This is a genomic window from Mycobacterium sp., from assembly GCF_039583785.1.
Lineage (GTDB): Bacteria > Actinomycetota > Actinomycetes > Mycobacteriales > Mycobacteriaceae > Mycobacterium.
On the sequence record NZ_JAVKSG010000028.1, the window covers coordinates 1 to 17,653 of the forward strand.

Consider the following 17,653-nt stretch of genomic DNA (forward strand, 5'->3'; position numbering starts at 1 on the left):
AGCCTGCTGACCACGTCCACAACGTCGTCGATCGGAGTCTCGGTAGGCACCGTCACAGTCACCTTTCCTACCACTGATGCCGTCGCCGCCGCGCGCCACGCTGCTCGCCGGGCTGGTTTGGGCGCGGGCGGCCAATCCGATAGCCTTAGCTGCCAATTCATTGGCGTCGGTCCGAGTGGCGGAATGGCAGACGCGCTAGCTTGAGGTGCTAGTGCCCTATTAATGGGCGTGGGGGTTCAAGTCCCCCCTCGGACACACGACTGAGGCGAGCGAAATGAACGCTTGCGTTCATTTCCGAGCTGATGGAGCGTGTTGAGCGGCCAAGCCGCGATCACACCCCCGGTGACACGCCGACACGGGCATCGACGTCAACGTCACCTCCGAGCGAAACCTCCACGACATTGGGACGCTGCTGGAGATGGTGGCGACGAAGCCCGAGTACCTGGTGGCGAGGTTGCGCGGACGGGGCGACACATTTTCCACGTAGTGCCATTGCCAGTCGCCTATTCGAAAGCGGTAACGGTCCTACCGGGTCCAGACTCGACGCATGGGTAGACCTCACCCCCCGCGCACTTTCCGCGACCGCCGCGCCGCCGGTCGCGTTCTCGCCCGGGAATTGACGTTGTATCGCGGGAAAGCCGGCCTGTTGGTGTTGGGGTTGGCCCGCGGCGGCGTGCCGGTTGGCTGGGAGGTTGCCGAGGCATTGGGCGCGGAACTCGACGTCTTCCTGGTCCGCAAGCTCGGCGTGCCGCAGTGGCCCGAGTTGGCGATGGGCGCGCTGGCCAGCGGCGGCGGTGTGGTGATGAACGACGACGTGGTGTCGAGCCTGCAGATCAGCGACGAGCAGGTGCGCCATGTCATCGACCAGGAGACCGTCGAACTACATCGCCGCGAACACGCGTACCGGGCTGGACGGCCGCCGGCCGATCCGCGTGGCAAAACCGTCATCGTGGTGGACGACGGGATCGCCACCGGCGCGAGCATCCTCGCGGCGGTGCGTACGCTGCGGGCCGCCGGCCCGGACTCGATCGTCGTCGCGGTGCCAGTGGGCCCGCAGTCGGTCTGCGACGTGCTGGCCGAGGAGGCCGACGACGTGGTGTGCGCGACCATGCCGGACGACTTCGACGCGGTGGGTCAGGCTTTCGCCGACTTCCGCCAGGTCAGCGACGACGAGGTGCGGGCGCTATTGGCAAGCCGGCCCGGTGCTTAAGAGTTGCTGTGGCCGTCGCCGACGCTGTCGGCGGCCGCGCCGTCCGCGTCCTCGACCGCATCCGCCGGGTAATCGGCGGCCTCGTCGTCGTGGTCGTCGTGCGTCGGTGAGTCGGGCGCACCGGAACCTGTCTCGCGGCGCTGACGTTCCTGCAGCGCGTCGACGATCAGCAGAATGACGCCCAGCACGCTGGCGCCGATGCAGACCCAGGCGACCATTTCATTGCTGGTGATGACCGCGAATACCAGCGCGGCAAGGCCGATCACCGCTAACACCAGCGAGATGATCAGCATTGGTTAACCTCCAGCGGACGGGGCGGCACTGTCGGCTGTGCAGGATAGCGACAGCTGCCGTCAGTGTCGCCGACCGACCTAGTTGTTGCCCCGATTGAACTGGTTGAACCCCGTCGATTCGTTGGTGGCGCCGGAATCCACCGGTGCCGCCGAGCCGCGCTGGCCCAGCTCCTCGAGCTGGGACTCCAGATAGGTCTTGAGCCGGGTGCGGTACTCGCGCTCGAAGGTGCGAAGCTGCTCGAGTCGGCCTTCCAGCACAGTGCGTTGCTGGTTGATCGTGCCCATGATCTCGGAGTGCTTGCGCTCGGCGTCGGCCTGCAGTGCGTCGGCCTTCTCTTGGGCCTGACGCAGCTGGGTCTCCGACCGGGTCTGCGCGTCGGCCAGCAGCGCGTCGGCCTTCTGGCGGGCCTCGGAGACCGTGGTTTCGGCCTCGCGGCGGGCCTCGCCCAGGATCTGGTCGGCGTTGGAACGAGCATCGGACAGCAGCTTGTCCGACTCGGCCTGGGCGGTGCTGGTCAGACGGTCGGCGGTGTCCTGCGCCAGGGCGAGCACACGGGCCGCCTTCAGCACCTCCTCCTCACCGAGTGACGAGGAGGTGGCTGGCGCAGCGACCGGAGCGGGCTGCGGCGGCTTGACCGGCTCGGGCTCGTACACCGGAATCGATTGGGTGGCCTGAGCACTGGTACCGCCATCGGTCCGGGCGCTGGCCAGTTCCTGGTCCAGCTCGGCAACCCGCTGACGCAGATCCGAGTTCTCCTCGATGAGGCGAGTCAACTCGTTCTCGACCAGATCGAGGAAGGCGTCGACCTCATCCTCGTTGTAACCGCGCTTGCCGATCGGCGGCTTGCTGAACGCCACATTGTGGACGTCTGCGGGTGTCAGCGGCATTCTTAGCCCCCTCGAGTGTGGACGGTCATAGCGACCAGGAAAGTGTAGAACGGGTTGAGCGTTGTCGTAGCCATACTGCAACTGCCGCCCATCCTGTCACACCAGACCCGCCGGTTGCCGAATCGGTCGATAAATAAGACCGACTTTCACAGACTAAAAGGTAACAAATCGGGCCCTCACGTGACCTAATATCCGGGCCCAGCAAACTGCCTCAGGCCGCAATCGGCGACGCCGCGGGCCGGCTCGGAGCTCAGGCCCCAGCGTGGTTGAACGCCATGGTCATGCCGATGAACGCGACCAGCAGCAGCACCATGATGGACAGGTCGAAACGCACGGCACCGACTGTGAGCTGCGGGATCAGTCGTCGCAGCAAGTTCACCGGCGGATCGGTGACCGACAGGATGATTTCCAGGACCACCACGATCAGCCCGCGCGGGCGCCAATCCCGACTGAAGGATCGGATGAACTCGATGACGACGCGCGCGATCAGCAAGAGCCAGAAGATGAACAGCGCAACCCCGATGGCGTAAACAAACCCGTTCAACGAGAGCCCGACCTTAGTGACGAAGATGTGACCTTGGCGACCGCCCACACCGCTTTCCGGCAGGGCAAAAGTCAGCCTACCGGCTCGGACGCTGAGCCGTCCGGCGGCTACTGGTAGCTGTAAAACCCGGTCTCGGCGATGCGTCGGCGTTCTTCAGGGGAGACATCGACGTCGGCAGGTGAGAGCAAGAACACCTTGGTGGCCACCTTGTCGAAAGAGCCGCGAAGCGCGAACGCCAAGCCGGCGGCGAAGTCAACCAGGCGCTTGGCGTCGGCGTTGTCCATCGACACCAGGTCCATGATCACCGGGGTGCCGTCGCGGAACCGCTCGCCGATGGTGCGGGCTTCGCTGTAGTCCTTGGGACGCAGCGTGGTGATCTTCGACAACGGGCTGCTCTCGTCGAACAGCATCGCCATCCGGCGCGGGTCCATCGCCAGGGCACCGCGGGTGGAGCCACGCAGCGATCCGAGGCGTGGCCGGGCCAGCTCGCCGCGGTCGTAGTCGGGTCCACGGAATCGCGGTTCGTCGGCGTAGCCGCCGCGGTAGCCGCCCGCGCCGAATTCGCCGAGCTCGCCGCGCGGGTCGTCGTACTCGCGACCCTCGTAGCGGCCAAACCCGTCGTCGGCGAACCGCTGGCGCGGGTAACCGCCGGTCCGGGCCGAGCCGTGGTCGTCGTAGTACTCGTCGTCGTAGTCCTCCATGGGCGCCATGCCAAAGTAGGCCTTGACCTTGTGCAGTGTGCTCATCGCTTGACCCTTCTAAAGCTCTGCGGACTTAAGACTCTGGGGATTGGGGTGTCTGTGATGAAGATGTGACTGGAGTGACTATTGACGGTGACGGTAGCCGCCTCCTGCCCAACAATGCGGTACCGACACGCACACACGTCGAACCATGTTTGACCGCTGTTTCGAGGTCGTTCGACATCCCGGCGGACAATCCGGCCGCGTCGGGGTGCGCCCGGCGCACCCGCTGGTGTTCCGACTGCAACCGCGCGAACGCCCGGTCCGGCTCCCAGTCCAGCGGCGGGATGCCCATCAGCCCAACCAGTTCCAGCGATTCGGCGGCATCGACCTGCGCGCAGATCTCGTCGACCGCCCCGTTGTCGCAGACGTCGACGCCGCCGCGGGAGACATCGCCGTCGAGGCTGATCTGGACATAGACCCGCAGCGGATTCGTCCGGTATCCGGCACCGAGCGCTCCCTCGACGGCGCGGTCGAGCGCGGTCACCACCCGGGCGCTGCTGACCGAGTGGGCGGTGTGTGCCCAGCCGGCCAGCGACCGGGCCTTGTTGCGCTGGATCTTGCCCACCATGTGCCAATGCCGGCTAATAGCAGCGCGATCGCTCTCCCCCGGGCCGTCCAGCAACCGATCGACTTCGGCGATTTTTGCCGCCGCTTCCTGGTCGCGGGATTCGCCGAAGTCGGCGCATCCCAATCGCGACAAAATCGCCACATCGGTTGCCGGAAAGAATTTGGTAATAGGCAGGAGTTGAATGTCGTCGGGTTTGCGGCCGACCGCTTCGGCGGCCGCGGCAAGCCGCGAGCGTAACGCCGACAAAGAGTCGGCCAACTCCATTTCCCGCTCAGGTCGGGGTGAAAGATGTGGCGCCACCGTCATTCCATCCACACCACCGAGGCCAGTCGCCCGGTCGGGGCGTCACGACGATGGCTGAACAGGTTGGTGTCGTCGACCGTGCACCGCGGGTCGACATCGATGGCGCTGACGCCCAAAGCCCTTAGCTGGCAAGCGATCCCGGCACGCAGATCCAACCCCGGCGTGCCCGCCGATGTGGTGGTGCGACTGCCCGGCAGTGCGGCCTCGACCTCGTCGGCCATCGCCGCGGGCACCTCGTAGTTGCGGCCGCTGACCGCCGGGCCCAGCAGCACCGAGATGTCCGACTCGCGGGCGCCCAGACCGACCATGACCTCGAGCGCTCGGGCCACCACCCCGTCGCGCGCACCGACCCGGCCGGCGTGCACCGCGGCGACAACACCTGCGCGCGCGTCGGCCAGCAGCACCGGAACGCAGTCGGCGGTCACCACCGCCAGCGCCAATCTCGACGTGCGCGTCACTAATCCGTCGGTGTTGTCGATCGAGGTGTCGCGTGGGCCGTCGACGACCTCGACGTGGTCACCGTGCACCTGGTTCATCCACACCACCCGATCGGCGCCCAAGCCGATGGCCGTGCCCAACCGCGTGCGGTTGGCGGCCACGGCGGCCGTGTCGTCGCCGACGTGGTCGCCGAGGTTGAAGCTGTCGAAGGGCGGCGACGAGACACCGCCGGCCCGGGTGGTACTGACCCGCCGAATGCGAACGCTCACTTGACCAGTATCCGGCGGGAACAAGGCCGCCATCACGTCGCGCGGCTAACGCCGCATGAACGGCGGTACGTCGACATCGTCGTCCTCGCCGCCGATGTCGAAGGTTGCGCCGTTGGTCGGTACCGCCACGCTCACCGCGTCGGCGGGCTCGAACAGGCTGGAGCTGACCTTGCCGTGTTTACCCGACGCAACGATTCCCGACGATGACCCAGTGCCGGCGTTGCTGATAACCGGCTTACGACCCGGGCCAGCGGCATCGAATCCGGCGGCGATGACCGTCACCCGGACCTCGTCGCCCAGCGAGTCGTCGATGACCGTGCCGAAGATGATGTTCGCGTCCTGGTGCGCGGCGTCCTGCACCAGTGAGGCGGCCTCGTTGATCTCGAACAGCCCGAGGTCGCTGCCACCGGCGACCGACAGCAGGACGCCCTGGGCACCCTCCATCGAGGCCTCGAGCAGTGGCGAGTTGATCGCGATCTCGGCGGCTTTGAGGGCGCGCCCGTCGCCGCGGGCCGATCCGATGCCCATCAGCGCCGTACCCGCCCCGCTCATCACGCCCTTGACGTCGGCGAAGTCGACGTTGATCAGTCCCGGGGTGGTGATCAGGTCGGTGATGCCCTGCACGCCGTTGAGTAGCACCTCGTCGGCGCTGCGGAAGGCGTCCATCAGCGACACCGCGGCGTCGCCCATCTGCAGCAGGCGGTCGTTGGGGATCACGATCAACGTGTCGCAGCTCTCCCGCAACGACGAGATGCCGTTCTCGGCCTGGGTGCTGCGCCGCTTGCCCTCGAAGGAGAACGGCCGGGTGACCACACCAACGGTGAGGGCACCTAGCTTGCGGGCGATGCTGGCCACCACCGGCGCGCCGCCGGTGCCCGTTCCGCCGCCTTCACCTGCGGTGACGAAGACCATGTCGGCCCCACGCAGCAGTTCCTCGATCTCGTCCTTGGCGTCTTCGGCGGCTTTCCTACCCACGTCGGGGTCGGCACCGGCGCCCAGTCCACGGGTGGAGTCACGACCGACGTCGAGCTTGATGTCGGCATCGCTCATCAACAGCGCTTGCGCATCGGTGTTGATGGCGATGAACTCCACGCCCTTGAGCCCTTGCTCGATCATGCGGTTGACGGCGTTCACACCGCCGCCGCCGATCCCCACGACTTTGATGACAGCCAAGTAGTTGTGCGGCGGGGTCATCATGTTGTCTTCCTCCCTGGTGGGACTGCTGAAAGCGAACCGGTTGGCAAACCTCAACCTCTAGTAAAGGGTTAGAGTTATGTCAGGTTGATCCGCGCAACCAGAACGGTATTGCCGTCGCGTACAGGATCGACGCAGGCGCGCCGAGACGCGTCGGGTGAATTTTCGCCGAGTGTGTGCCGCAGCTGATGCCCAGTTGCGCCGAGCGCGCGGCCAACTGCACGTTCGAAGCCGAGCGCGCGGCCAGCTTCACGTTCGACGAGGTGGGCTGTGCCTCTTACCTGATGGTCGGCAGATCCGGGCTGGACACGTCGTAGATCCGTCCGGGCCGGGTCAGCAGGGCCGCCAACTTCTGCGCTTTTTCCTCGGTCCGGTCGTTGGTCCCCCAGATCACCGTGCGCCCGTCGGTCAGGGTCAGCGTGATCGACGCGACCGAGGGCGCCGCGATTCGGCTCACCTGCGCGACAACTTCGGGCCGTAGCGCTGTCAGCACCGCGAGCGCGGCCTTGGTCGCGGGGTCGGCGGGTCCGGGATTGTCGACGTCAATATAGGGCAGCGCCGGTGGAGGCGGCGCGGTCGCGAAGTCGACGCCATCCCGGTCGAACAGGTGCGGTCCGTCGGGTAAGTCTTTGACTACCACCGGAACTCGCTCGATGATGGTGATCATCAGCGCCGACGGGTAGTCGCGTTGCACGTGCGCGCTGGCCACCCGGCGGATCGCCGCGACCCGGTCGGCGATGCCGTCGGTGTTGATCTGCAGCAGCGGAGTTCCCAGCTTGACGTGCGCGGCGTCGAGCACCTCTTCGCGGGTGACCGCTCCGAGGCCGTCGATGATGATGCCGCGGGCGGACATCAGGGGCGTGAAATAGAGGATCAGCCCCACCCCGGCGATCGCCACGATCAGCAGCAGCGACACCAGAAACAGCTTCAAACCCCGAACCGTCCCGCGCGCAGCGGGCTCGGGTGCGGCCGAGCCGCGACCGCCTGCCGCGCGTTTGGCTTCGCGACGGGCCTGTTCGATGGCCGTCGCGCGGGCTTGAGCCGCCCGCCGCGCGGCGCGTTCGCGGCGCTCCCGCCGTCGCGGGCCCTCGACCAGCTCGGGTTCGTCGGGCTTCTCCGGTTCCGCGGTGGCACTGTCGTTTTCGCCGGCGTCCGCGATCGGCTCGGCCGCGGTGATGGCGTCGGCGGGCTCACCGGGCAGCACACCGTCGGGCTCGGTCACCGCGACGCTCCCGGCCCGCTGCGGCTGCCCCGCACCCGCAGCGCGATGATGATCTCGGGCGCGAGCATCGTGACGTCGCCCGCCCCCATGGTGACGACGACGTCGCCGGGCTCGGCGGCGGCGGCCACCGCCTCGGCCACCGCGGACAGGTCGGGCAGGTACTCGACCGGGACGCCGACGTGTTCGGCGACGCTTGCCCCGCTCACCCCGGCGATGGGTTGTTCGCGAGCGCCGTAAACATCGAGCATGAACACCTGGTCTGCACCGTCCAGCGCGGCCCCCAATTCGGCGGCGAAAGCCTTTGTTCGCGAATACAAGTGCGGTTGAAACACCACCAGTGAGCGCCCGGCGCCAGCCTGCTCCAAGAGTGTCCGCACCGCCCCCAGCGTGGCGCGAACCTCCGTCGGGTGGTGCGCGTAGTCGTCGAAAACCCTTACTGCAGCCGCAGTTCCGATCAGTTCGAAGCGGCGGCGAACGCCCTCGAAACCGGCCAACCCGTCCAGCACGCATTCGACCGAAGCGCCGATCTCCACGGCGGCCAGTAGTGCACCCAGTGCGTTGAGCGCCATGTGCCGGCCCGGCACCGACAGTCGCATCACCCGCGGATGGGTTTCGCCGTCGAGTTGGATGTGCGCGGCCGCCGCGGTGCCCTGCTGTTCCCACGACAGCAACGTCCCGGCCGAAGCTCGGTCGGGTGACGAGCCGTACCTCAGCACCCGGATCCCCAGCGCCGCAACGCGTTCCGCCAGCGATGCCGCCCCTGGGTCGTCGACGCAAACTACCAGCGCGCCGCCCGGGGCGATGCGCTCCGCGAAGGAGTCGAACACCGCGATATAGGCCTGCGGGGTGCCGAAGAAGTCGAGGTGGTCGGCCTCGATGTTGGTGACAACTGCGACACTCGGGGTGTATTCAAGCAGCGAACCGTCGCTCTCGTCGGCCTCGGCGACAAAGCAGTCACCGCTGCCATGATGGGCGTTGGTGCCGGCCTCGCCCAGCTCGCCGCCGACGGCGAAGGACGGGTCCCGACCGCAATGCTGAAGCGCCACGATCAACATCGACGTCGTGGTCGTCTTGCCGTGCGTCCCGGTCACCATCAGCGTGGTCCGCCCGGCCATCAGCTTGGCCAGCACCGTCGGTCGCAGCACCACCGGAATGCCACGACGGCGGGCCTCGACCAGCTCGGGGTTGGTCTTCGGGATCGCGGCGTGGGTGGTGATCACCGCGGTCGGCCCGCCCGGCAGCAGGTCCAGCGAGGACGCGTGGTGGCCGATCCGGATCTGCGCCCCGCGGGCCTGCAGCGCGCGTACGCCGCGCGATTCCTTGGCGTCCGACCCGGAGACCTGTGCACCCCGGTCGAGCAGGATGCGGGCGATTCCCGACATGCCCGCTCCCCCGATGCCGACCATGTGCACGCGCTGCAATTCGGGCGGCAGCGACTGGCTCATCGGCCCGCTCTCCCCGTCCGCGCCACCTCTAAAACGACGCGGGCCACCTGCCGGGCCGCGTCCGGGTGACCGACCAGCGCCGCCGCCGTCGTCATCGCCGCCAGCCGAGACTCGTCGTTGAGCAACCCGGCCACCTGTTCGGCGACGAAACCAGGCGTCAGGTCGGCGTCGGCGACCAGGATGCCGCCGCCCGCGTTGACCACCGGCAATGCGTTGAGCCGCTGTTCGCCGTTGCCGATCGGCAGCGGCACATAGATCGCGGGCAGACCGACGGCGGTCACCTCGGCGACCGTCATCGCGCCGGACCGGCAGATCGCCAAGTCGGCGGCGGCATAGGCGAGGTCCATCCGGCTCAGGTACGGCACCGCGACGTACGGCGGATCGCCGGGTCGGGGGTCGCGCAGGTCGACGGTGTTCTTGGCGCCGTGCGCGTGCAGCACCGCAACTCCGGCGGCCGCCAGATCGCCGGCCGCCGCGGCGACCGCGCGGTTAAGCGACGCCGCACCCTGCGAACCACCGAACACCAGCAGCACCCGGGTGTCGTCGGCGAAGCCGAAGTGCGCGCGCGCGGTCGATCGCAGCGCGGCGCGATCCAGCGAGGTGATCGTCTCGCGAACCGGGACGCCGACCACTTCGGCACGGCGCAGGCCGGGATCGGCGACCGCGGAGAGAATGCGGTGGGCGCTGCGGGCCCCGACCCGGTTGGCCAGCCCGGCGCTGGCGTTGGCTTCATGAATCACCACCGGAACCCGGCGGCGGGGCCGCACGGGGCTGCGGGCCGCAAGGTAGGCGGGCAGCGACACGTAGCCGCCGAACCCGATCACCACGTCGGCCCCGACCTTGTCCAGCACGGCCCGGGTCTGCCGGACCGCGCACAGCACCCGTACCGGCAACCGGGCCAGATCGCCGGTGGGCTTGCGGGGCAGCGGCACCGGGGTGATCAACTCGAGGGCGTAGCCACGTTCGGGCACCAATCTGGTCTCCAGACCGCGCGCGGTGCCCAGCGCGGTGATGCGGACGTCTGGATCGAGGCTGACCAGGGCGTCGGCGACGGCCAACGCGGGCTCAACGTGGCCGGCTGTGCCGCCGCCCGCGAGCACCACCGACAACGACGAAGACCCGGTTGACCCAGTGGCCGACGACCCAGTGGCCGATGAACCCGTGACCGAGTCGTTCACCCGTGGCGCTGACCTTCCAGTGCTCGACGGCCGCGTCCATGACGCCGGCCGGTGTACCGCTGTCCGCCTCCATGATGCCCTGCCCTGTTGCCGCGGCTGTCCACAGCGGGCGGTCTGGCCTTGCCGGCAGCGCGGGCCGGTGGCGGCTTGCGCTGCGGCCTGGCCGGCGCAGGGTTGCTGCGCAACCGGTCGCGCAGTGCCTCGACCCGGGTCGGCGAATAGGGCTCTGGCAGCGGCAGTCGCAGGATGCGGGTCATCCGGTCGTCGCGGCCGGCGCGCAGCGCGGCGACCGCCTCGGGTTCGTGCCGGGCGGCGTTGGCCATCATGCCGATCATCAAAAGTGTTGTGGCCGTTGATGTTCCACCGGCAGAAATCAGGGGCAACTGGATTCCGGTGACAGGCAGCAGCCCGATCACGTACCCGACGTTGATGAACGACTGACCGATCACCCACAGGGTGGTGGTCGCAGTGAGCAGCCGCAGGAACGGGTCGGCGGAGCGACGCGCGATCCGCATCCCGGCGTAGGCGAACAGCCCGAACAGCCCGAGCAGCCCGAGCGCTCCGACCAGGCCGAGTTCCTCGCCGATGATCGCGAAGATGAAGTCGTTGTGGGCGTTGGGCAGGTAGTTCCACTTCGCGGTCCCCTGACCCAGGCCGTCGCCGAAAATCCCGCCGTTGGCCAGCGCGTACTTGGCCTGCCGGGCCTGATATCCCGAATCCTGGGGGTCTTGACCGGGGTCCAGCCATGACCGCACCCGGTCGGAGCGGTAACCCGCCGACACCGCGAGAATTGCGCCCGCCGCGACGGCCGCGAACAGCGAACTGAGGAAGACGCGCAGGGGCAGACCGGCGTACCACAGCAGGCCCAGCAGGATGATGCTCATCGACACCGTCTGGCCGAGGTCGGGCTGGGCCACGATGAGGGCCAGCGCGATGACCGCGGCAGGCACCAACGGGATCAGCATCTCCCGCAGCGAGGCCCGCTCCATGCGTCGCGCCGCCAGCAGGTGTGCACCCCAGATCGCGAAGGCGATCTTGGTCAGCTCGGAGGGCTGCATCGAGAAGCCGGCGATCACGAACCATCCGCGCGAACCGTTGGCTTCCTGGCCGATTCCTGGGATCAGCACCAGCACCAGCATGATGATGGTGCTGGCGAAGCCGGTGAACGCCATCCGCCGCATGAACCGAACGGGCAACCGCAGCGCCAGGTAGCAGGCGAACAGCCCGATGACGGTCCAGAGCACCTGACGGCCGAAGATCGTCCAGGCCGATCCGTCGTCGTCGTACGACCGGACCCCGGATGCCGACAGCACCATGATCAGACCCAGCGTGGTCAGCAGCGCCGCCACCGCGATGATCAGGTGGAACGACGTCAAAGGCCGGCCGAGCCAGGCACCGAACCGGGTGCGCGGCTCGCCGGATACCGCCGTGGTGACCTTGGCTTCCTCGGCCTCCGACGTGCCGCCCTCGGCCGTCTTCTCCGCTGGTTGGTCGGCCTTGGCTCCCCGACGCAACAGTCGGGCAACAGTGATCTTCACCCGCCGCTACCGGCGCGAGACGCGGACCGCGGCCGCGAACGCGTCGCCGCGCTCCGCATAACCGGTGAACTGGTCAAATGACGCACCGGCCGGTGCCAGCAGCACGGTATCGCCGGGACGGGCGAGGTCGCGGGCGGCGGCCACGGCGGCGTTCATGACGCCAGTGCCGACGGTCTCGTCTGAGTTGGGAACCACGTATGTCACAGATGAACCAGGAGACTCAGCCGTCGCATGCATATCAACATCCTCGCGTGCCACAACCTGTACGACGGGCACATCCGGCGCGTGTCGCGATAACGCCTCGGCAACCATCGCCCGGTCGCGGCCGATCAACACCGCCCCGACCAGCCGTGCTGCGACCCTTTCGACGGTCTGCTGCACCGACGCGCCCTTGAGCAGACCGCCGGCGATCCACACCACTTTCGGGTAGGCCAGCAGCGCCGCTTCGGCGGCGTGCGGGTTGGTCGCTTTGGAGTCGTCGACATAGCTGACCTGGTCGATCACGCCGACGAGCTCGGCGCGGTGCCGGCCCACCCGAAACGTCGACAGCGCCGCTTCGATCGCTCCGGCCGGTGTTCCGACACTGCGGGCCAGCGCGGCGGCGGCCAGGGCGTCGAGCACGCCCACTGGGCCCGGCACCGGGATGGAAGAGACCGGCGCCAGCGCCAAGCCGTCGGAGCCGGCTGGGCAAAAAACCCTGTCGGTCAGCATGCCGTCGCGCACGCCGAGTTCGCCGGCGGCGGGTTCGCCGAGCCGGAAGCCGACCCGGACCGGCGCGGGGGCCGCTGCCAACAGCTCGGCCGCCCGCGGATCGTCGAGCCCGGCCACCGCCACCCGGCCGCGCAGCACACCGGCCTTGGCGGCGGCGTAGTCGGCGAGGGTGCCGTGCCAGTCCAGATGGTCTTCGGCAATGTTGAGCAGCACCCCCGCCTCGGGCCGCACCGACGGCGCCCAGTGCAGCTGAAAGCTGGACAGCTCGATCGCCAGCACGTCGGCCGGCTCGTGCAACTCGTCGAGCACCGGGTTGCCGATGTTGCCGCACAGTCGGCTGTTCACCCCGGCGGCGACGAGCATCGCGTGCAGCATCGACGTGGTGGTGGTCTTGCCGTTGGTGCCGGTGACCGTCAGCCAGCGGCGCGGCGGGCCGTAGCGCCCGGCCTGGTCGAGCCGCCAGGCCAGCTCGACGTCACCCCAGATCGGGATGCCGGCGGCGGCGGCAGCGGCGGGCACCGGCGCGGTCGGCGGGAAACCAGGGCTGACAACCACCAGCGCGTAGTCGGCGATATGCGCGGCGGCGGTCGCGGAGTCGACTGTCGGCGTACCGGCTTGCGCGAATTGCTGACGGGTGGAGCTCGAATCGTCACACAGCGTCGCGGTCGCGCCGAGTGCGTCGAGCGCCGCCAGCACCGCGCGACCGGTCACGCCGCCCCCCGCGACCAGCACCGGCACTGCGGCCGACAGCGATTCGAGCGCGGGGTCAGGGTTCATTGGCGCCGCTCCTCCTCGTCACTGCGCTCTGCATCGTCGCCGGCGCGGTTCATCTCAACCGCCGCCGGTGGCCGCAAGCCACTCGCTGTAGAACAGCGCGACGCCCAGGCCGCAGCTGATCGCGGTGAGCAGCCAGAACCGGATGATCACCGTGGTCTCGGCCCAGCCCATCAGCTCGAAGTGGTGATGGAAGGGCGCCATCCGGAACACCCGGCGACCGGTCGTGCGGAAGGCCAGGATCTGCATCACCACCGAGACGATCTCGGCGACGAACAGCGAGCCGAGCACCACCGCGAGGATCTCGGTGCGACTGGTCACCGAGATGCCGGCGATGATGCCACCCAGGGCCAGCGAGCCGGTGTCGCCCATGAAGATCTTGGCCGGCGCGGCGTTCCACCACAGGAAGCCGATGCAGGCACCCGCGGTCGCGGCGGCGATGATCGCCAGGTCCAGCGGGTCGCGCACGTTGTAGCAGCCCAGACCGGGAGCGGTCGCGCACGCGTTGCGGTACTGCCAGAACGTGATCAGCACGTAGGCGGCGGTGACCATCGCCATCGAGCCGGCGGCCAGGCCGTCCAGACCGTCGGTGAAGTTGACCGCGTTGGACCAGGCGCTGACGACGAGCACGCAGAACAACACGAAAAGCGCGGGAGCCAGTGTGACAGTGGCGATTTCACGTACATACGACAGGTCCGAGGTTCCCGGCGTCAGGCCGGCGTCGTTGCGGAACTGCAGCACCAGGATGGCGACCAAGACCGCGGCGGTGATCTGGCCGACGGTCTTGGCCGTCTTGTTCAGCCCCAGGTTGCGGGAGCGCCGGATCTTGATCAGGTCGTCGACGAATCCGACAGCGCCCAGCGTGGTGGCCAGGAACAGCACCAGCAGACCCGAGGCCGACGGGCCGTTGCCGTTGAAGGCCAGGCCGGCCAGGTGGGTGCCGAGGTAACCCGCCCAGATGCCGGCCAGGATCGCGACCCCGCCCATCGACGGCGTCCCGCGCTTGGTCTGGTGGCTCGGCGGGCCGTCCTCGCGGATCTCATGGCCGAAGCCCTGCCGGCTGAACAGCCGGATCAGCAGCGGGGTCAGCAGGATCGCGACCGTCAGCGAGATCGCGACGGCGAGAAGAATGTCGATCATCGGGTGTCGCCCTGGGGCTCCGCCGTCAGCGAATCGGCCAGCGCCCCGAGCCCCGCCGCGTTGGAAGCCTTGACCAGCACCACGTCGCCAGGCCGCAGTTCAGCCCGCAAGACGGCCAGTGCGGCGTCGGCATCGGCCACGATGGCGGCCGCTCGTTGATCATCGGAGCCCCATGTCCCTTCCATGACCGCGCCCTGGTGCATGGCGCTCATAGACCTCCCCGTTCCGACGACAATGAGTCGAGACACATCTAATCGCACCGCCAGCCTGCCGATACGGTCATGCTCGGATATCGCGTCGTCGCCGAGCTCGGCCATCTCCCCCAGCACTGCCCAGCTGCGACGCTTTCCGGCGGGCCCGGCCCCGCCGGCGGCCGAAATCCAGGCCAAGGCCTGCAGCCCGGCGCGCATCGAATCCGGGTTGGCGTTGTATGCGTCGTCGATCACCGTGACCCCGTCGGCTCGGGTGCTGACCCGCATCCGGTGACCCGACACCGGGCCGGCCCCGGCCAGCGCATCGGCGACCTGCGCCGGGGTGGCGCCACATTCCAACGCGACGGCGGCCGCACACAGCGCATTGCTGACCTGGTGCTCGCCGTGCACGGCCAGGCCGATGTCGACAGTGGCGTTCCCCGCATGCAAGGTGAACTGCGGTCTGGCCAGCTCGTCGAGCGTCACCGGCCCGGCCCATACATCGGTCTGGATGTTTCGGCTGATCCGCACTACCCGCGCCGCGGTCACGTCGGCCATCGCTGCCACGGCAGGGTCGTCGGCATTGAGGACGACCACCCCGGAGCGCGGAACAGCTTGCGGCAGCTCTGATTTGGTTTGCGCGATGACTTCCCGCGAGCCGAACTCGCCCAGGTGCGCGGTGCCGACGTTGAGTACTACTCCGATCGCGGGCGGCGCGATCGCGGCGAGTGCGGCGATGTTGCCGGGGTGGCGTGCCGACAGTTCGAGGACCAGGTAGTCGGTGTCCGGCGTGGCACGCAGCACGGTCCAGGGATGGCCGAGCTCGTTGTTGAACGATCCGGGTGCTGCGATCACCTCGCCGAGTGGTGAAAGCACTGCGGCCAGAAGGTCTTTCGTTGACGTTTTGCCCGACGACCCGGTGATACCGACGATCGTCAGCCCGCCGGCCACCAGTTCGGCGGCCACCGTGGCGGCCAGCTTGGCCAGTGCGGCCAGCACCGCTGCGCCCGACCCGTCGCGGTCGTGCTCGAGGACACCGGCTCCGCTTGCGGCGACCTGCGCGTCCGGTGCGACGACAATCGCGGGAACGCCGACCGGCCGGGCGGCCAGCACCGCGACCGCTCCGGCCGCCACCGCCGACGTAGCGTGGTCGTGCCCGTCGCGGCGGGCGCCCGGCAACGCGAGGAACAGTCCGCCGGAAGTGACTTTGCGGGAATCGAATTCGACGGTCCCGGTGACGTGCAGGCGGGCGGCTTTCTCGGCGGAGATATCGGCCAGTTCGCCACCGACGATGTCGGCGACCTGCGCCACGGTCAGGTCGATCATGGGCGAGCCGCCAGCGCGGCGGCCAGTTCGACCCGGTCGTCGAAGGGCTGCGTCTGCCCGTCCCGGGTCTGGCCGGTTTCATGGCCCTTGCCCGCGATCAGCACCACATCGCCGGCCGCCGCCCAAGCCACGGCGTAGTCGATCGCCGCGCGCCGGTCCCCGATCTCGACGACGGCGGCGTCGGTGCCGGCTTGCGCTGTGCCGGAGAGGATCTCGCGACGAATTGCGGCGGGATCCTCGCTGCGGGGATTGTCGTCGGTGACGACCACCAGATCGGCCAGTTCGGCGGCGACGCGGCCCATCTCGGCCCGTTTACCCCGATCGCGGTCGCCACCGGCGCCGAACACCACGGCCAGTCGGCCGTCCGGGCGTCGCAGCGTTCGCAGCACCTCGTGCAGCGCGCCCGGCTTGTGCGCGTAGTCGACCAGCGCGAGGAAGTCCTGGCCGCGGTCAATCTGCTCGAGTCGCCCGGGGACCCGGGTGTGCCGCAGGCCAGCCGACGCCTGCTCCGGTGAGACTCCGACGGCGTCGAGAACCGCCAGTGCGACAATGCAATTGGCGATGTTGTAATCACCGGGCAGGGCGAGGCCCATCCGGTGGTGGACACCGGCCGGGTCGACCGCGGTGAACTCCTGGGCACCGGCCTGCGCAGTGACGGCCTCGGCGCGCCAGTCCGCAGGCCGGCCTCTGGTGCTGACCGTGACGGCTGTGTCGGCCCTACGGGCCATCGCGCGGCCGGCCTCGTCGTCGACGCACACCACGGCCCGGCGGGCGCGTAGCGGTGAGGCCGGATCGAACAGCCGGGCCTTGGCCTCGAAGTAGTCCGCCATCGTGGGGTGGAAGTCGAGGTGGTCACGGGACAGGTTGGTGAATCCGCCGACCGCGAACGCAATGCCGTCGACGCGACCCAGCGTCAGCGCGTGGCTGGACACCTCCATCACCACGGTGTCGACGCCACGCTCAGCCATCACCGCCAGCAGGGCCTGCAGCGCAGGTGCTTCCGGCGTGGTCAGTGCGCTCGGGATGTCGACGCCGTCGATGCGCAGCCCGACGGTGCCGATCAGCCCGACGGACCGTCCGGCCGCACGCAGACCGGCTTCGATCAGGTAGGTGGTCGTGGTCTTGCCCGATGTGCCGGTGACGCCGACGACCGCGAGGTGTTCGGACGGGTGCCCGTACACGATGGCGGCCATTTCGCCGAGCACGCTGCGGGGCTGGGGGTGAACCAGCACCGGCACCGAGCCCGCGTCGCCACCGATCTCCGCCAGCCCGGCGGGATCGGTGAGCACCGCGACGGCCCCGCGTTCGAGCGCGTCACGGTGGAAGCGGGCGCCGTGTGTCGATCCGCCGGGCAGCGCGGCGAACAGGTCGCCCGGCCGCAGGTCCTGAGCGCGCAGCGTCACACCGGTGATCTGTCGATACGATTCGGTGCCTCCGTCGACAGGAACCGCGCCCACCTGGGCGGCCAGCGTCGACAGCGGCACGCCCACGCAGGAAGTGGGACGCAGCGCAGCGGGCACGTGCTCACCTCCATCTGCCGATCAGCCCTGACACCTTATCGAGCAGGCGTTCGGGCCCGCGTGGTCGCCCGCTCGCCGGCGGACAACGCCGGCCACGCCGCAGCAGCGGACCCCGGCAACCGTGGTACGGCCACCCCCAGGGCACTCACGGGGGCGCG

At 68.9% G+C, this 17,653-nt stretch carries 15 protein-coding genes, 1 tRNA gene and 1 pseudogene; 2 read left to right on the top strand and 15 right to left on the bottom strand.

What is annotated here, in order from left to right:
- Positions 1-169: 169 nt before the first annotated feature.
- Both ABDV69_RS10875 and ABDV69_RS10880 read left to right on the top strand, forming a co-directional pair.
- Positions 170-255 (top strand) — tRNA-Leu (locus ABDV69_RS10875).
- A 307-nt stretch (positions 256-562) separates the two neighbouring features.
- Positions 563-1,210, top strand: a pseudogene (locus tag ABDV69_RS10880) (phosphoribosyltransferase); the annotation flags it as partial.
- On the opposite strand, the gene ABDV69_RS10885 reads toward ABDV69_RS10880, so the two are convergent.
- The 15 genes from ABDV69_RS10885 to ABDV69_RS10955 form a co-directional block, all read right to left on the bottom strand.
- Positions 1,207-1,503, bottom strand: a complete 297-nt coding sequence (locus ABDV69_RS10885) for a hypothetical protein (RefSeq protein ID WP_343574070.1) — start codon at positions 1,501-1,503, stop codon at positions 1,207-1,209. The pseudogene ABDV69_RS10880 and the gene ABDV69_RS10885 sit on opposite strands and share 4 nt — an antisense overlap.
- A gap of 78 nt (positions 1,504-1,581) precedes the next feature.
- On the bottom strand, positions 1,582-2,391 hold the full coding sequence (locus ABDV69_RS10890; RefSeq protein ID WP_343574073.1) for a DivIVA domain-containing protein: 810 nt from the start codon (positions 2,389-2,391) through the stop codon (positions 1,582-1,584).
- A 250-nt stretch (positions 2,392-2,641) separates the two neighbouring features.
- Positions 2,642-2,935 carry a YggT family protein gene (locus ABDV69_RS10895; RefSeq protein WP_343574075.1) on the bottom strand — a complete coding sequence of 98 codons (294 nt, stop codon included), beginning with the start codon at positions 2,933-2,935 and terminating at the stop codon, positions 2,642-2,644.
- A 107-nt stretch (positions 2,936-3,042) separates the two neighbouring features.
- The gene (locus tag ABDV69_RS10900) at positions 3,043-3,681 is read right to left on the bottom strand and encodes a cell division protein SepF (RefSeq protein ID WP_343574078.1); all 639 of its coding nucleotides are present in this window, start codon (positions 3,679-3,681) and stop codon (positions 3,043-3,045) included.
- Positions 3,682-3,709: 28 nt separating this feature from the next.
- Positions 3,710-4,552 carry a YggS family pyridoxal phosphate-dependent enzyme gene (locus ABDV69_RS10905; protein ID WP_343574081.1) on the bottom strand — a complete coding sequence of 281 codons (843 nt, stop codon included), beginning with the start codon at positions 4,550-4,552 and terminating at the stop codon, positions 3,710-3,712.
- Positions 4,549-5,256, bottom strand: a complete 708-nt coding sequence (pgeF, locus tag ABDV69_RS10910) for a peptidoglycan editing factor PgeF (protein WP_343574083.1) — start codon at positions 5,254-5,256, stop codon at positions 4,549-4,551. Before pgeF ends, ABDV69_RS10905 begins: the two co-directional genes overlap by 4 nt.
- Before the next feature lie 45 nt (positions 5,257-5,301).
- Positions 5,302-6,450, bottom strand: a complete 1,149-nt coding sequence (gene ftsZ / locus ABDV69_RS10915; protein ID WP_343574146.1) for a cell division protein FtsZ — start codon at positions 6,448-6,450, stop codon at positions 5,302-5,304.
- A 277-nt stretch (positions 6,451-6,727) separates the two neighbouring features.
- Complete coding sequence (locus ABDV69_RS10920; protein ID WP_343574149.1) at positions 6,728-7,627, bottom strand: FtsQ-type POTRA domain-containing protein; 900 nt, start codon at positions 7,625-7,627, stop codon at positions 6,728-6,730.
- Positions 7,628-7,668: 41 nt separating this feature from the next.
- On the bottom strand, positions 7,669-9,117 hold the full coding sequence (murC, locus tag ABDV69_RS10925; RefSeq protein ID WP_343574086.1) for a UDP-N-acetylmuramate--L-alanine ligase: 1,449 nt from the start codon (positions 9,115-9,117) through the stop codon (positions 7,669-7,671).
- Positions 9,114-10,295 (bottom strand): undecaprenyldiphospho-muramoylpentapeptide beta-N-acetylglucosaminyltransferase, encoded by a 1,182-nt coding sequence (gene murG, locus ABDV69_RS10930; protein WP_343574089.1) that lies wholly within the window; start codon positions 10,293-10,295, stop codon positions 9,114-9,116. The genes murC and murG overlap by 4 nt, the downstream gene beginning before the upstream one ends.
- A complete protein-coding gene (gene ftsW, locus ABDV69_RS10935) occupies positions 10,292-11,827 on the bottom strand; it encodes a putative lipid II flippase FtsW (protein WP_343574152.1) in 1,536 nt (511 codons plus the stop codon). The genes murG and ftsW overlap by 4 nt, the downstream gene beginning before the upstream one ends.
- A 12-nt stretch (positions 11,828-11,839) precedes the next feature.
- Entirely contained in the window at positions 11,840-13,321 is a 1,482-nt protein-coding gene (gene murD, locus ABDV69_RS10940) for a UDP-N-acetylmuramoyl-L-alanine--D-glutamate ligase (RefSeq protein ID WP_343574092.1), read from the bottom strand.
- Between the two features lie 54 nt (positions 13,322-13,375).
- Positions 13,376-14,458 carry a phospho-N-acetylmuramoyl-pentapeptide-transferase gene (mraY, locus tag ABDV69_RS10945; protein ID WP_343574095.1) on the bottom strand — a complete coding sequence of 361 codons (1,083 nt, stop codon included), beginning with the start codon at positions 14,456-14,458 and terminating at the stop codon, positions 13,376-13,378.
- A complete protein-coding gene (murF, locus tag ABDV69_RS10950) occupies positions 14,455-15,975 on the bottom strand; it encodes a UDP-N-acetylmuramoyl-tripeptide--D-alanyl-D-alanine ligase (RefSeq protein ID WP_343574096.1) in 1,521 nt (506 codons plus the stop codon). Before murF ends, mraY begins: the two co-directional genes overlap by 4 nt.
- Positions 15,972-17,495, bottom strand: coding sequence for a UDP-N-acetylmuramoyl-L-alanyl-D-glutamate--2,6-diaminopimelate ligase (locus ABDV69_RS10955; RefSeq protein ID WP_343574098.1), 1,524 nt, complete (start codon positions 17,493-17,495; stop codon positions 15,972-15,974). The genes murF and ABDV69_RS10955 overlap by 4 nt, the downstream gene beginning before the upstream one ends.
- Positions 17,496-17,653: the final 158 nt, after the last annotated feature.